The organism is Bradyrhizobium sp. NBAIM08 (genome assembly GCF_020193935.1).
Classification (GTDB): Bacteria; Pseudomonadota; Alphaproteobacteria; order Rhizobiales; family Xanthobacteraceae; genus Bradyrhizobium; species Bradyrhizobium yuanmingense.
The window spans coordinates 509,296-522,407 of record NZ_JADYVR010000002.1 but is presented as its reverse complement, the minus strand read 5'-3'; the positions used below and the strand labels follow the sequence as shown (position 1 = coordinate 522,407).

Sequence of the window (13,112 nt, the reverse complement as noted above, 5' to 3'; positions counted from 1 at the left end):
GCCGTTTTCGAAGCGAGCTACGCGACGCAGATGCCGGGCACCGCGACTTTCTGGAACAGGTGCGGGGAGGCGATCGCGGATGCAGGGTAAGCCGAGATCTTCGACCTGAACTCGGGGTGCGTGAACGCAGCCCGGAAGTCGGCATTCGTCTGCCAAACTGCGTAGTTCAGATACGTGGGGCTTTCGCCGATCGCCCGATGAAGCTGGGTGGAGATGAAGCCGGGCTGCCGCTTCATGAAGGCGGCATCGTCCTGCCAGACCTGGAGAAAGCTTTGTTCGTCGGCCTTGTCGAGCGTGAACAGATTCACCAGTACCAAAGGGCCGGTGTCGATGCCGAGCTGACGCTCGATGGGAAAGTCAGGGTCCAGTGGGCGTAAGCGTGCCATGACGAACTCCGTCGAGATGGTTTTATGATGTCAATATGGTACTATGGCCAATCTAGTAATTGACATCATGATGTCAATAACTGTCTATGGTGACGGATGCGGAAATCCCAACGGACGCCGGCCGGCGATGCCCTGACGAACCTCATGCTTGACTTGTTCCGGCTGAACAGCCTGCTCCTGACCGCAGGGGACCGTTTGGTGGCCCCGCTCGGGCTCACCAGCGCCCGCTGGCAGATTCTCGGCGCCATCGTGCAGGCAGAGCGACCGCAGCCGGTAGCCTGGCTCGCCCGCGATCTCGGCGGCAATCGCCAGAACGTGCAGCGGATCGTCAACGACCTCCATGCGGAAGGCCTCGTTGCCTTCGAGGCCAATCCGCATCACCGCCGCGCACAGCTCGTCGTCCTCACCGACAAGGGGCGGCGCGCTTTCGACGCCGCCATGGCTTTGCAGATGCCGTGGGTCAACAGCCTTTCCGAAGGGCTTGCGGTCAAGGATCTGCAAACGGTTCATCGCATCGTCGCGGCACTCCGTAACAAGCTCGAGAGCGATGCCGAGGCGCAGACGTGAGGTGGGCGATGGCGAGGCCGCGTGCAGGTCGCATGTCCTCCATCGAAGGCAATCCGGACCAGCAGCCGATGCCGAGGGCAGCCAAGTCCGAAGAGGAAGCAGACGTAAGGTAACGGCTACGGCCGTCCCTTCATTGCATCTTCGAACAACAGGATCTGACCGCTCAGTCCCCTGAATGTAGTTTTCTCGGGCCAAATTTTCTCGAGCTCGCCGAGCAGATGGCGGGTGAGCGGCTTCCAGTCCCAACCCGACCTTAGAGAATAGATGCTGAGGGTCATGCCTTCATCCGCACGAGTAGGATGGATACGAGCGAGCCACGGCTCGTCGTCCACGCTGATGCTGATTCCGGCATCGTTGCACAGGCTTACGCTCCGCCATATGACGTTTCCATCCTGGCTGTGTACGTCGCGCCGAATTGATAGCGCTTGCGCTTGACCGAAGTCGGCGAAGGTTTGCTCGAGTTTTTTCCATTCTTCGGGCGGCACCCTTAGATTTGCATGGACTTGTAGTCGGACGGGCGTGCGGCTGTCCCGGAAGAGATTGTGGCAGCTTTTGTCTCTTACGACGACCGGCAGGACGAAGACGCCGCATGTCAGAAGGACGGCTGCAGAAACGACACGCCATGATCGTTCATCAGACCCGGATATTCGTATGGCGGCCCAAAAGGTGAGGCCGCCAACAAGGCCCAACGAACCCAGGAGTCCTAAGGTGCTGACGTACTCGATCCAACCAAACGGGGGTGGTGCGCCGTTGAACCAATTGATCGTTGTCGGCGTGCCGCCACCGATCATGGAAATCAATGCTAGGACGCCGAATGGCATTGCCCCGACGGCGAAACCTCCGAGAGCGCAGGCCGCAATCCCGACGTGCGATCGCTTGCGGCTGATGAGAAGATAGAGGGGAAGACCGAGCAGCACTGCGTGCGCCGTTGCGACCATGAACGTCGTCATGGTCAGGTTCAGGCCTTGCGTGATCACGACGATATTGATCGTCTCTTCGATCTGCATGAAAGATGGGATGACGAACGCAATGGTCGCAGCGAACGCCGCAAGTAGAGCCGCAGCCAATAGATGCAAATGCCGCTGAAATCGCATGTCGAGTGGTGGCCCAGATTGTCGTGATCCCACAACTGACAACTTAAAGCATGATGCGGAAAAAGGGCGAAGCGGTTTTCCGGAGAGTTCATGCGCAGCGAACAGCCAAAAGCGTGACAGCTCAGGATCTCGTCGCGCATTAGCGCACCGCCTGATCAATTGCCGGCTGCTTGCCACGGGCCCGGTCGCAGTCGCTCAGATATCCGTCTGCGTTGGTGGCCCGACCATAATCGTGATCGCAACACTCCTGCTGACGTCGCTTTCGTGATGGCCGCGCGCCCCGGAATGCGCTTTGATGGCGCAAACAACAATCCGGAGGAAACTAATGCGGTTCATTGCCCTCGCATCGGCGCTGCTTTTGCCGCTCGGTGCGGCATTCGCCCAGGACTATCCGACCCGGCCCATCACCATGCTGGTTCCATTCGCGGCGGGCGGGCCGACCGACACCATCGCGCGCCTGACCGCGGCCGGCATGGCGAAATCGCTGGGACAGCAGGTCATCGTCGAGAACGCGACCGGTGCCGGCGGCACCATCGGCACGACCCGCGCTGCGCGCGCCCAGCCGGACGGCTACACGCTGCTGATCCATCACGTCGGCATCTCGACCGCGGCGACGCTCTACCGCAACCTCAGCTACGACACCAAGACGGCCTTTGCGCCGATCGGGCTCGTGACCAACGCGCCGATGACCATCATTGCGCGGCCCGATTTCCCGGCCAACACGCTCAAGGAGCTCGTCGCCTACGCCCAGCAGCAGGGCGACAAGCTGACCTACGCCAACGCCGGCCTGGGTGCGGCCTCCCATCTGTGCGGCATGCTGTTCATGACCGCGATCCAGAAGCAGCTCACCACGGTGCCCTACAAGGGCAACGGCCCGATCATGAACGACCTGCTCGGCAAGCAGATCGATCTCACCTGCGACCAGGCGACGAACACGACCGGGCCGATAACGGCCAAGCAGGTCAAGGCCTACGCGATCACCACCAAGGAGCGGCTGAAGAGCCTGCCCGATCTGCCGACGGCCGACGAGGCCGGCCTGAAGGGTTTCGAGCTCGGTGTCTGGCACGGCATCTATGCGCCCAAGGGCACGCCGCCGGCGGTCGTTCAGAAGCTGACGGCGGCGCTGCAGACCGCGCTCAAGGATCCCGCGCTGATCGCCCGGTTCAACGACATCAACACCGAGCCGGTCCCGCAGGACAAGGCGACACCGGAGGCGTTGGGCGCGATGCTGACCAGCGAGATCGACCGCTGGGCGCCGATCATCAAGGCCGCCGGGCAATACGCGGATTGAGCTATTGCGTCCCGCCGGGCTTGAAGGCCGAGCGGGCAAAAAGCAGCTTGTTCAAAGGCTCGCTTGCCGGTGCCATAGTGCCGGTACTGTGCATGGGGTTGTTTTGCACGTTTGGTTGGAGCGCGGAGGAGCGCTAGCCCGCCGCCTCGTCGAACTGCGCGCTCGCCTCGAGCCATTGCTCCTCGGCGCGCGCCAGCGCGTCGGCGGCATTGGCACGCGCCTTGGACAGCTGCGCCGCCTGCTTGGGATCGCGCGTGAAAATGTCGGGCAGGGCCAGCGCCGTGTCGATCTTGGCGATGATCTCGCTCACGCGGGCGATCTCGGCCTCGGCTTCGGCGATGCGCTTCTTCAGCGAGCCGCGATTGTCCGCTTTCGGCCGCTGCGGCTTTTCAGGCGGCGCACTGCGCTCGCGCGGGGCTTCCGCGTTGCGCGTGGACAGCACCAGGCGGCGATACTCGTCGAGGTCGCCGTCGTAATTGGTCACGGTGCGATCGGCGACGATCCAGAGCCGATCGGCGCAGGCCTCGATCAGGTAGCGGTCGTGCGAGACCATAATCACCGCGCCGGGAAATTCATTGATCGCTTCTGCAAGCGCGCCGCGGCTGTCGATGTCGAGATGGTTGGTCGGCTCGTCCAGGATGATCATGTTGGGGCCGAAGAAGGTCGCAAGGCCCAGGAGAAGGCGCGCCTTCTCGCCTCCTGACAATTTGCCGGCCTTGGTATCGGCCGCCTTGCCGGAGAAGCCGATCGCGCCGGCGCGGGCGCGCACCTTGGCTTCGGGCGCATCGCCCATCAGCTTGCGGACGTGGTCGTAGGCGGAGGCGTCCTCGTTGAGCTCGTCGAGCTGGTGCTGCGCGAAATAGGCGATCGACAGCTTGTCGGCGCGCGTCACCTTGCCCGAGAACGGCGCGAGCCGTCCCGCGAGCAGTTTCACAAGCGTCGACTTGCCGTTGCCGTTGGCGCCCAGCAGCGCGATGCGGTCGTCGTTGTCGATGCGCAAGGTGACGCGATTGAGCACGGGGCTCGCCGGGTCGTAGCCGACCGAGGCGTTGTCGACGGCGATGATCGGCGGCGACAGAATCTTTTCCGGCGCCGGGAAGCTGATCTCGCGCACGTCCTCGGTGACCAGCGCCGTGATCGGCTTCAGCCGCTCCAGCATCTTGACGCGAGACTGTGCCTGCCGGGCTTTCGAGGCCTTGGCCTTGAAGCGATCGACGAAGGACTGCAGGCGGGCGCGCTCGGCCTCCTGGCGCTTGACCGCCTTGGCGTCGAGCAGCTCGCGCGCGGCGCGCTGCTCCTCGAACGAGGAGTAGCTGCCCTTGTAGAGCGTGAGCTTGCCGCGCTCCAGGTGCAGGATCTGGTCGACCGAGCTTTCCAGGAGGTCGCGGTCGTGGCTGATCACGATCACGGTGCGCGGATAATGCGCAAGGTGATCCTCCAGCCACAGCGTGCCTTCGAGGTCGAGATAATTGGTGGGCTCGTCGAGCAGCAGAAGGTCGGGCGCCGCGAACAGCGTTGCGGCGAGCGCGACGCGCATGCGCCAGCCGCCGGAGAACTCGGCGCAGGGGCGGAGCTGATCGGCGGCGGAGAAGCCGAGGCCGGAGAGGATCGCGGCCGCGCGGCTCGGCGCCGAGTGCGCGTCGATGTCGACGAGGCGGGTCTGGATCTCGGCGATGCGGTGCGGATCGGTCGCGTGCTCGGCTTCATTGAGCAGCGCGTCGCGTTCGAGGTCGGCCTTGAGCACGACCGAGATCAGGCTTTCGGGACCGTTCGGCGCTTCCTGCGCAAGGCTGCCGATGCGCCAGCGCGGCGGCAGGGTGACCGAGCCGTGCTCGGCCGCAAGTTCGCCGCGGATCACCTTGAACAGCGTCGACTTGCCGGTGCCGTTGCGTCCGACCAGGCCGACGCGCGATCCGGGCGTGATCTGCACGGAACTCTGGTCGATCAAAAGGCGTCCGGCGAGGCGGATAGAGAGGTCGGTGATGGCGAGCATGCGGCCTTGTCACCGCAAGGCGCGGCGAACGCAACTCGTTTTTGCGTTAGTGCGTCTCGCGCTCGCGCCGCTGCAGCTCGTTCAGGAGCTGCTCGAGATGGGTCGGAAGGCGCGGCTCGGGCCGGAGGCTCTGCTGCAGCCGTTCGCCCACGGCATCGCAAATCGAGCGGCTGGTGCGCCGGTCGATCTGTTCGCTGTCATTGGCAAAAAGCCCAGCCATCGCAAGGTTCCGTGTTCTCGAAGTAAAGACACGGTACCAAGTCATTGCCGGCGAAATGGTTTCGCTGGCTGTGGGGAAAGCCGGGTATTCTCGTAAAAATTGTATGAGCGGTGCTTTGTACGCTCAAGGCAAAGCCCCGGCGAGGGGGGCGCCGGGGCTTCTCTTGGAAGGTACCTGGGGGGCTTAGGTAGCCTTCGGAAGGTGCTGACGGATTCAGTAGCAGCGGTTGATCAGCCGCCAGCGGGGTCCCCAGGGGGTCGGGACCAGCCGGCGCACATAGCAGCCGCCATAACCGTAGGAGACGGGACCGCCCGCGTAGAAGCGCGGTCCGCCCCAGCCATGGCCGTGGTGATGGCCGTGGTGATGGTGCGCGTGCCCGTGGTGCCGGCCACCGCCATGCCCGCCGCCTTGCCAATGAGCGGAGGCAGAGGTCGGCGCCAGCGCAGCTCCCAGCGCGACCGCGGCGACAGCGGCAAGCGAAAGTTTCCTCAACATGGTTATCTCCTGAAGACTGCCAGCGCGGGGCTATCGCGCCGATGGAAAGGCCGCCGAAACGGTCCGCCTGAGGTCAGGCTTCGGTTTCGATGGGCCCAACCTTACGCCGGGGAAGCTGAACCGGATCCTGACGGCGGTTTCAGATTGGGTTCATCTGGGTGAAATTGTCGTCATCCAGCGGATCGGAGCCATCCCCTCGCGGAAACCGCCTATGAGGCTGTTCCGCGGTCGCTTGCCGTCCGGCGAAGGCGCCGATATAAGCCCCGCAACCCCGAACCACCGCTTTCTCCCCAAGGACAAGATCATGGCCATCGAACGCACTTTCTCGATCATCAAGCCCGACGCGACCGAGCGTAATCTGACCGGCGCAGTCAACGCCGTGATCGAGAAGGCGGGCCTGCGCATCGTCGCGCAGAAGCGCATCCGCATGACCAAGGAGCAGGCCGAGACCTTCTATGCCGTCCACAAGGCGCGCCCCTTCTTCGGCGAGCTCGTCGAATTCATGACCTCCGGCCCGGTCGTGGTTCAGGTCCTGGAAGGCGAGGGCGCGATCGCCAAGTACCGCGAGGTGATGGGCGCGACCGATCCGTCCAAGGCTGCCGAGGGCACCGTGCGCAAGCTCTACGCCAAGTCGATCGGCGAGAACTCGGTGCACGGTTCGGATGCGCCGGAGACCGCCGCGATCGAGATCGCGCAGTTCTTCTCGGGTAACGAGATCGTCGGCTGATCCAGTCGGCAGACTAGAGGCGACCGGCGAAGGGACTCATTGTGGACTGGCTCTGGCAGATCTTCGATCCCGCTACGATCGGGAGCTTCTTTACCCAGTTCCGCAACGAGATGGCCGCACCGACTTTCTGGATCGCGGTCGGCAAGATCATCTGGATCAACATCCTGCTCTCCGGCGACAACGCGCTGGTGATTGCGCTCGCGTGCCGCGGTCTGTCGCCGCGGCATCGGCTCTGGGGCATGATCTTCGGCGCCGGCGCAGCGGTGATGCTCCGGATCATCTTCACCGGCATCGTCGCCACCCTGATGGAGCTGCCGTACCTCAAGCTGGTCGGCGGCCTTGCGCTGATCGTGATCGCGGCAAAGCTCCTGGTGCCGGAGAACGAGGACGAGAACGACGTCGACGCTGCCGCGCATCTGTGGCACGCCATCCAGATCGTCGTGGTGGCCGACATCGTCATGAGTCTCGATAACGTCATTGCTGTCGCTGCCGCGGCCAATGGCAGCGTGCCGCTGCTGATCCTCGGCCTTACCATCAGCGTGCCGTTGATCGTCGCCGGCGCCGCGCTGATCATGGCACTGCTCACAAAGCTCCCGGTGCTGGTCTGGGCCGGTGCGGCGCTGCTCGGCTGGATCGCGGGCGAGGTGATGGCGACCGATCCCGGGGTCACGCCGCGGCTGCACGCGCTGTTCGAGGGGCCGTTCGGCGCCTCGCTCGACGCCATGCTCGGGGTCTCGCGCATCCCGCCGCAATTCGGCCATGGCGGGGCCGGCGGCGAGTATTTCTGTGCTGTGATCGGAGTCGTCGTCGTGCTGGTGGTCGGCACCATCTGGCGCCGGCGCAGTCTCACCGCGGCTGCCCTCGAATCCTCCGAACGGCACGCCAAGGCCTCCACGGAGTGACGTTGAAGCGCTGATCGGTGCTGCCGCCCCTCCAGCGATGAGAGGCGTCCACATCACTGAGGCGCTTCCCGCGTTGGCAGGACGCGAGCGATCACCGGCCACGGGTTCGGCCGAGTCCTCCCATCATTGCATTCGTATGACCGGCGCGCATCACGCTTCGCGAAAGCTCGCGTCGCGCGCGCGTGCGCGCGGGCGTTGCGTGGAGAGTGGTCGTTCGCAACCCTCACGCGATTTAGACCTTGTCTTATTATAAACTACTAAGATTCAAGGGTGCTTTCGTTGACTCGACGAGGGTTCCCACGGCACCTCGCCCCGACGTTCATGTTCATGAAATCGGAAGGTGCGATGTCGTCGAAAGTGTTTTGTCGTCCTGTTGCCGTTCTTGCCGCTCGCATCAAGACGCTTCTGACGTGCGCCAGCCCGAGAGCCCTCGCGGTTTCCGTGGTCTCCATTGCCTTGTGCAGCGACGGCGTCCTGCACGGCAGCAGCGCGCAGAGCGCTGCGCCCCAGGCCGTGGGGGGAAGCACGTTACCGGCGGTGACCGTCACCGCAGACGCGCCGAAGCCGCGCGCGCGTCCACGAGCCAATCCAGTCAGGAGGGCGGGCCGCGGCGCGCCCGCGAACGAGCGGGCTAAATTGCAGGCGGAAGCGACCCCGACGGCTGCGAGGGCCGGTGCACTGCCGCGGACTTACGCAGGCGGGCAGGTGGCACGTGGAGGCCAGGTCGGTTTGCTCGGCAACAAGGATTTCATGGATACGCCCTTCAACATCACAAGCTACACGGCGAAGAAGATCGAAGATCAACAGGCCGTCACCGTCGCCGACGTCGTCAGCAACGATCCCTCGGTCCGTTTCACCGGCCAGACCGGCGGCATTCTCGATTCCTTCTTCATCCGCGGCTTTCCGATCGGGGAAGGCAATGTCGGGGAAATCGCCTTCCACGGCGTCTATGGCGTTGCACCGAACTACCGCGTGTTCACCGATTACGTCGAGCGCATCGAGATCGTCAAAGGCCCGACCGCGCTGCTCTACGGGATGGCGCCGAACAGCAGTGTCGGCGGCACCATCAACATCGTTCCGAAGCGTGCCGGGGATGTCGATCTCACGCGGGTCACGACTGACTACGCGTCAAACACCCAGCTCGGCACGCATCTCGACGTCAGCCGGCGGTTCGGCGAGAACCGCGAATTCGGCATTCGCGTCAATGGCAGCTATCACAACGGCGATACGCCGTTGGACAATCAGTCCCGCGAGGCGCATGTCGGCTCCGCAGCGTTCGATTATCGCGGCGAGAAGTTCAGGGCCTCGCTCGATTTCATCGATCAGGAGGAAAAGTTCGACGCGCCGACGAGACCGTTCCTGGTCGCAACCGGCGTCGCCGTTCCGACCGCGCCGGTCGGACGGCGCAACGTCACGCAATCCTGGGAATTTGCCAAGGTTCACGACAACTCGCTTCTGGCGCGCGCCGAATACGACGTGACTGACGCAGTGACGGTGTTCGCCAATGTCGGCGGCGGCAGGACCCAGGTCGACCGTCTGTTCGGGACGCCGACGATCCTGAACGCGGCTGGCAACACCACGTCGACACCGGGACGATTCAAGTTCGACATCGACAGGAACGTGGCCGACGTCGGCGTGCGGGCCCGAATCGAGACTGGCGCGATCAGTCATGCCGTGAGCTTGCAGGGGAGCTACTACGGGGATGAGATCTCGCGGGGCTCGGTGAACGGCACGGCGGTGTCGTCCAACATCTATGCGCCGATCGCCCGTCCCCAGCAGTTCGTTGCGGCTCCCGCGACCGTGCCGCGGCTGTCGGACACCGAGCTGACCGGCATTGCGCTGGCGGACACCATGTCGGTTCTCCAGGAGCGGCTTCAGCTGACGGTCGGCGTCAGGCAGCAGGGCGTTAGGTCGAACAACTACAACACCACCACGGGCGCCGTGAGCTCGGCCTATGACCAGACGGCGTTCACACCGATGGTCGGCGTGGTCGTCAAGCCCTGGAGCAACGTTTCGCTCTACGCCAACTATATCGAAGGGCTCAGCAAGGGCGATACCGCACCGACGACGGCGGCGAATCAAGGCGAGGTCCTTGCGCCGTATCTGAGCAAGCAGAAGGAAGCAGGCGTCAAGGTCGATTTCGGCACGCTCGCGACCACGATCAGCCTGTTCGAGATCACCAAGCCGTCGGGGCAGACGGGTGCCGGCGACGTCTTCCGGGCTGATCAGGAGCAGCGCAATCGCGGCGTGGAATTCACGGTGTTCGGAGAAGTGCAACCGGGCATTCGCGTTCTTGGCGGCGTGACGTTGATCGACGCGGAGCTGACGAAGACGAACACGCTGGCCAATCTCGGCAAGACGCCGATCGGAGTGCCCGAGGTGCAGGCCAATCTGTCCGCCGAATGGGACACCCCGTTCGCACCGGGGCTGACATTGGTCGCCAACACCATCTATACCGGGCACCAATATCTGAATGGGGCAAACACGCAGGTTGTTCCGGCCTGGACGAGGCTCGATCTGGGCGCGCGCTACACCACGCGCATCAACAACCGGCCAGTGACGGTTCGGGCCCTGGTCCAGAATGTGTTCGACACCAACTACTGGGCTGGCGTCGCGAGCTTCTCTGCGCTAGCGCAAGGCTCGCCCCGAACCCTGCTCTTGTCGATGTCGACCGACTTCTGAGCTTTGGCCTCCTCGGGCCGGCTGCGGAGCTGGATCGGGCGCAGACGACGGGTGCTCTGAATGGACCAAACAATCAGGGCACCACGTCGAGGCGGCTCGGCGCCCGCCCGATCCAGGATGATGCCCGGACGCGTGCAGCACGCGCTGCTGTGGGCGCACCGTTGGTTCGGATTGATCGGCGGCATCGTCGTGGTGCTGATCGGCCTGACTGGAAGCTTCATCGTCTTCTACCGGGAGATCGATGTCGCCCTGAATCCGGCGCTCTATGCGCCCGCCGGTCCGGAGCAGAGCGTCACGTTAGCGGAGGTGATGCACGCCGCCGCGGCAGCGGATCCCGCGCCGATCGCGACGATCCTGGCGCCAGACCGGACCTGGCCAGTCTGGATCGTGATCCATTCGCACGAGACCACGCCAGGCAGCTACCCGAACCGGTGGACGACTATGGTCGATCCTTCCAACGGCAAGGTGCTCGGGCGGCGTGACTACGCCAACGCGTTCGCGCTCAAGGTTTACCGTCTCCATTTCACGCTGCTGCTCTACGAGTTCTGGGGCAAGGAACTGGTCGGCGTGGCCGGGTTCGTGCTGCTCGGCTTGGCGGTCTCGGGTCTCTTCCTTTGGTGGCCGAAGCCGGGGCGATTTTGGCGATCGATCTCGGTGCGCAAGAACGTCTCGCTGCTTCGATTTGTTCTGGACCTTCACGGTGCGGCAGGCTTTTGGGCGCTGTCCGTGCTCTTGTTGATCTCGATCACCGGCGTCGGCATCGTTTTTCCCGACCTGGTGCGGCCCATCGTCGGCCTCGTGTCGCAGCCGACGCCTGATCGCTCGCCGCGAGTCGAAATGCCGCCTCCGGCAGGGACGCCGGTGCTCTCACCTGACGCGATCATGCGACGCGCGCAAGAGGTCAAGCCCGGTGCGACGGTCGCCATGCTCAATCCGCCGACCGCAACGCGCAACACCTGGCGGGTGCAATTCCGTCCTGATGGAGCTGATCCCGCGGTGCGGTCGCGTGGAGCGATCTGGCTCGATCCGTGGAGCGGCGCTGTGGTGCACGACCGCACGCCGGGCACCATGTCGATGGGGGACCGCTATCTCGCCGAGCAGCTCTGGCTCCACAATGGCGCGTCGTTCGGATTCGCAGGACGCCTGCTGGTGTTCGCGGCCGGCTTCGCACCGCTCGTCCTCTTCGTCAGCGGCGCGATGATGTGGCTCAAGAGACGGCCCGGGAGGATGAGGCCCGGCTGAGAGGTCAGCGCCTGACGATTGAACCGGCGCGGCCAACCAGGCGGGCGAGCTGACGGAAGCGGCTGCCGACGCGGTCGGCGACGAGGTCGCCGAGCCGGTGCTCGAACACCAGCATCAATTTGCGGCCCTGGCTGCGGAAATGCGTGGCTGGCAGGACGCCGGGACGTGCGGCCGAGATCAGATGCGCGACGCGGAACGCAGCGCCCAGGAGGCGCGCGCGTTCGAGCTGGGCCGGCGTCAGCAGCTCCTGCATGGTGACCGGCGGCTGGTTTTCCTCGCTGAGGCCGGCATAGCGATAGAACACCGACAGGCCGACGAAGGCGCGTTCGGTGTGGGTGATCGCGCCGAAATTGCCGTTGACGACGAGGCTGAGCGTCTGCTCGCCGCGATGATCGGGATGCACGCGCCAGCCGATGTCGGAGAGCAGGCACGCGGTGTGGCGGAGGCGGCGGTCCACTTCCGTCTCGCGCAGCTTGACGACGCGCACCAGGCGGTCGGTCCAGGCAATCAGCTCGCGCGCGTGCCTGGCCGAACGCGACAGCAGCTGGTTCAGCTCCTCCGCCGCGCAGATCAGCCCGTCCTTGTTGCGTTCGGTCTCGGGCAGCTTCTCGTGCAGCAGGCCCTCGCGCACGCCGAAGGTGGAGAACACGATGTTCTTTGGCTTCGCGACGCGGATGATGTGCTCGAGCACCAGCGCCGCATAGGTGAGGAGAGGGCGCCGCGCATCGGCGACGATCTCGATGTCGGCAAGCATGTCGGCGGCGGCGAGGCGCCGCAGGCGGCGCGAGAAGTCGAGCGCCTCGGCAGCCGGAATGGAATAGCCGTGCATCACCTGAAGCGGATAGCCGCTCTGGATGATGTGGATGCGCGCGAGCGCGCGCCAGGTGCCGCCGACGGCATAGAAGGTGCGACCGCGGCCGGCAGTGAGTAAGTGGACCCCGTCGATCTCGTCGCGCACGATGCGGTCGGCGCGCTTGAGCGATTTGTGGGCGAGGTCCTGCAGTGCGAGGCCGCCGAGCGGCAGCGTCACGCCGCTGCGTACGGCGTTCCTGCGCACGTCGATCAGCTCGAGCGAGCCGCCGCCGAGGTCGCCGACGATGCCGTCTGGATGGTGGATGCCGGAGATCACGCCGAGCGCGGACAGTCGTGCTTCGCGCGAGCCCGACAGGATCTCGATCTTCACCGCGCAGATCCGCTCGGCCCTGGCGATGAAATCGGGGCCGTTGGAGGCGTCGCGGCATGCGGCGGTCGCGATCGCGAACACGCGTCCGACCTTCATCACCCGGCACAGCGCGCGAAACCGTTTCAGCGAGGTCAGCGCCTTGTCGATGGCGTCGGGCGCGAGCAGGCCCGTGCTCTGCACCTCGCGCCCGAGGCCGCACAGCGTCTTCTCGTTGAAGATCGGGATCAGGCTGCGCGCCAGCGCCTCGTAGACGACGAGGCGGACCGAGTTGGAGCCTATGTCGATAACCGCGACGCTCGAGCCGCGCTTGCGCGGCCGCTTCACGTCGCA

At 64.7% G+C, this 13,112-nt stretch carries 12 protein-coding genes; 6 read left to right on the top strand and 6 right to left on the bottom strand.

Going from position 1 to position 13,112, the window contains the following annotated elements; genetic code table 11:
* Nucleotides 1-17 precede the first annotated feature (17 nt).
* Nucleotides 18-386: an antibiotic biosynthesis monooxygenase gene (locus I6F37_RS08625; RefSeq protein WP_225141642.1), complete on the bottom strand. Its 369-nt coding sequence runs from the start codon at nucleotides 384-386 to the stop codon at nucleotides 18-20.
* A gap of 96 nt (nucleotides 387-482) precedes the next feature.
* On the opposite strand from I6F37_RS08625, the gene I6F37_RS08620 reads away from it, so the two are divergent.
* Nucleotides 483-953 (top strand): MarR family winged helix-turn-helix transcriptional regulator, encoded by a 471-nt coding sequence (locus I6F37_RS08620; protein WP_225112269.1) that lies wholly within the window; start codon nucleotides 483-485, stop codon nucleotides 951-953.
* A gap of 116 nt (nucleotides 954-1,069) precedes the next feature.
* Here the strand turns inward: I6F37_RS08620 and I6F37_RS08615 are convergent, their stop codons facing one another.
* Nucleotides 1,070-2,047 carry a hypothetical protein gene (locus tag I6F37_RS08615; protein ID WP_141697615.1) on the bottom strand — a complete coding sequence of 326 codons (978 nt, stop codon included), beginning with the start codon at nucleotides 2,045-2,047 and terminating at the stop codon, nucleotides 1,070-1,072.
* A 325-nt stretch (nucleotides 2,048-2,372) separates the two neighbouring features.
* Between I6F37_RS08615 and I6F37_RS08610 the strand changes: the two genes are divergently transcribed.
* Complete coding sequence (locus I6F37_RS08610) at nucleotides 2,373-3,338, top strand: tripartite tricarboxylate transporter substrate-binding protein (protein ID WP_225150952.1); 966 nt, start codon at nucleotides 2,373-2,375, stop codon at nucleotides 3,336-3,338.
* Between the two features lie 133 nt (nucleotides 3,339-3,471).
* On the opposite strand, the gene I6F37_RS08605 is transcribed toward I6F37_RS08610, so the two are convergent.
* The 3 genes from I6F37_RS08605 to I6F37_RS08595 form a co-directional block, all read right to left on the bottom strand.
* Nucleotides 3,472-5,331: an ABC-F family ATP-binding cassette domain-containing protein gene (locus I6F37_RS08605; RefSeq protein WP_225150950.1), complete on the bottom strand. Its 1,860-nt coding sequence runs from the start codon at nucleotides 5,329-5,331 to the stop codon at nucleotides 3,472-3,474.
* Between the two features lie 46 nt (nucleotides 5,332-5,377).
* Nucleotides 5,378-5,551 carry a hypothetical protein gene (locus tag I6F37_RS08600; protein WP_167361656.1) on the bottom strand — a complete coding sequence of 58 codons (174 nt, stop codon included), beginning with the start codon at nucleotides 5,549-5,551 and terminating at the stop codon, nucleotides 5,378-5,380.
* A gap of 213 nt (nucleotides 5,552-5,764) precedes the next feature.
* Nucleotides 5,765-6,046 (bottom strand): sulfur globule protein precursor, encoded by a 282-nt coding sequence (locus tag I6F37_RS08595; RefSeq protein ID WP_074447892.1) that lies wholly within the window; start codon nucleotides 6,044-6,046, stop codon nucleotides 5,765-5,767.
* A 304-nt stretch (nucleotides 6,047-6,350) separates the two neighbouring features.
* Between I6F37_RS08595 and ndk the strand changes: the two genes are divergently transcribed.
* From ndk to I6F37_RS08575, 4 genes are all read left to right on the top strand, one after another.
* The gene (ndk, locus tag I6F37_RS08590) at nucleotides 6,351-6,773 is read left to right on the top strand and encodes a nucleoside-diphosphate kinase (protein ID WP_036000620.1); all 423 of its coding nucleotides are present in this window, start codon (nucleotides 6,351-6,353) and stop codon (nucleotides 6,771-6,773) included.
* Between the two features lie 41 nt (nucleotides 6,774-6,814).
* Nucleotides 6,815-7,675: a TerC family protein gene (locus I6F37_RS08585; RefSeq protein ID WP_036000585.1), complete on the top strand. Its 861-nt coding sequence runs from the start codon at nucleotides 6,815-6,817 to the stop codon at nucleotides 7,673-7,675.
* 750 nt (nucleotides 7,676-8,425) lie between these two features.
* Nucleotides 8,426-10,357, top strand: coding sequence for a TonB-dependent siderophore receptor (locus I6F37_RS08580; RefSeq protein WP_225151160.1), 1,932 nt, complete (start codon nucleotides 8,426-8,428; stop codon nucleotides 10,355-10,357).
* A gap of 117 nt (nucleotides 10,358-10,474) precedes the next feature.
* On the top strand, nucleotides 10,475-11,599 hold the full coding sequence (locus I6F37_RS08575) for a PepSY domain-containing protein (RefSeq protein WP_036000582.1): 1,125 nt from the start codon (nucleotides 10,475-10,477) through the stop codon (nucleotides 11,597-11,599).
* A 4-nt stretch (nucleotides 11,600-11,603) separates the two neighbouring features.
* On the opposite strand, the gene ppx is transcribed toward I6F37_RS08575, so the two are convergent.
* On the bottom strand, nucleotides 11,604-13,106 hold the full coding sequence (ppx, locus tag I6F37_RS08570; protein ID WP_225140275.1) for an exopolyphosphatase: 1,503 nt from the start codon (nucleotides 13,104-13,106) through the stop codon (nucleotides 11,604-11,606).
* Between the last annotated feature and the right edge of the window lie 6 nt (nucleotides 13,107-13,112).